Below are 1,709 nucleotides of genomic sequence, written 5' to 3' on the forward strand. Positions count from 1 at the left end.
GCCTGATCGGCAAGGACGGCGAGGGTTACTGCCTCGATTGACGCCGGTCCGGCGACGCATCTTTTTTGATGCTGTCGCCGGATTGTCATCGAACCGGCACGGGAATGGCATGAAAGCCTGTCATGGGCGGCCCCGGATCAACATTGTCCGGGGAATCCATTCGCATGGCAAGCCTACCCAATCGCAAGATCGCCGCCGCCGTCGTCCGCGAGGATGGCGCGCGTAAGCAGCGCCTGCTCGACCGCGCTTTCTCCTTTGCTTTCAAGGGACTGGTCTATGCCCAGATATGGGAGGACCCGGTCGTCGACATGGAGGCACTGGCGATCGAGCCCGGCAACCGAATCGCGACGATCGCGAGCGGCGGCTGCAACGTCTTTTCCTATCTCGTCGCCGATCCGGCAGAGATCGTCGCGGTCGACCTCAACACCGCGCATGTCGCGCTGAACAACCTCAAGCGCGTGGCGATCCAGCGGTTGCCCGATCATGCCAGCCTGCACCGTTTTTTTGCCGACGCCGACAACAGCCTGAATATCGCGGACTATCGTGCCTTCGTCCGTCCGCATCTCGACGAGACGAGCCGGCGGTATTGGGAGGGACGCGACCTTGCGGGGCGGCGGCGCATCAACGGTTTTGCGCACGGCCTCTACAAGCGCGGGCTGCTCGGCAGCTTCATCGGGCTCGCGCATCTCGTTGCGCGGATGCACCGCATCGATCCGCGCCAGTTCCTCGCGGCAAAAACGGTCGAGGAGCAGCGCGCGATCTTCGAGGAAAAATTCGCACCCTTCTTCGATCGCAAGTTCATCCGCTGGGTCACCGACCAGCGTTCGTCGCTTTTCGGGCTCGGCATTCCGCCGGCGCAATATGATGCGCTTGCAGGCGGCAAGCCGATGGCCGACGTCCTGCGCGCACGGCTCGAAAAGCTCGCGTGCGATTTTCCGCTCGAGGAGAATTATTTCGCATGGCAGGCGTTCGGGCGCGGCTATGGCAAGGGAACTGTCGCGTCGCTGCCGCCCTATCTGCAGGCCGCCAGTTATGACGCGGTCCGGGCCCGCGCCGCACGGGTGACGATGCTCCACGCGAACATGACCGACATGCTCGCCTCGGCCGGCGATGCCAGCTTCGATCGCTATATCTTCCTCGACGCCCAGGACTGGATGACCGATGCGCAGCTGGCCGCGCTGTGGGGCGAAGTCACGCGCACCGCACGGCCCGGCGCTCGCGTGCTGTTCCGCACCGCGGCCGAGCCGAGCCTGCTGCCGGGACGGCTTCCCGATGCGCTGCTCGATCGCTGGGATTATCGCGCTGCCGAATCGCTCGACTATACGCGGCGTGACCGCTCGGCGATCTATGGCGGGGTCCATCTCTATATATTGAAAGACTGATCATGGCGGCGGGGGAGGGGCATGCCGCGCTGATGGATGGCGTGTATCGCGGCCAGCGTCATATCTATGACCTGACGCGCAAATATTATCTGCTCGGGCGCGACCGGCTGATCGACGATCTGGCACCGCCGGTCGGCGGGCATGTGCTCGAAATCGGCTGCGGTACCGGGCGCAACCTGATCGCCGCGGCGCGATGCTGGCCCGGCGCGCATTTCCACGGCATCGACATTTCGGAAGAGATGCTGAAGACGGCGCGTGCGTCGATCGCCCGTGCCGGGCTGACGCGGCGCGTGAGCGTCGCACAGGGCGACGCGACCGGCTTCGATC

2 protein-coding genes are annotated in these 1,709 nt (G+C 64.7%); both read left to right on the forward strand.

The genetic code is table 11. From position 1 onward, the window contains the following. The first annotated feature begins 164 nt into the window (after positions 1-164). Positions 165-1,382, forward strand: coding sequence for a DUF3419 family protein (locus VGD20_RS20410; protein ID WP_331136203.1), 1,218 nt, complete (start codon positions 165-167; stop codon positions 1,380-1,382). A gap of 2 nt (positions 1,383-1,384) precedes the next feature. Further along, positions 1,385-1,709: SAM-dependent methyltransferase (locus VGD20_RS20415; RefSeq protein WP_331136204.1), on the forward strand; the 325-nt coding region annotated here is incomplete at its 3' end.

The organism is Sphingopyxis sp., assembly GCF_036402335.1.
In the GTDB taxonomy this organism is placed as follows: domain Bacteria; phylum Pseudomonadota; class Alphaproteobacteria; order Sphingomonadales; family Sphingomonadaceae; genus Sphingopyxis.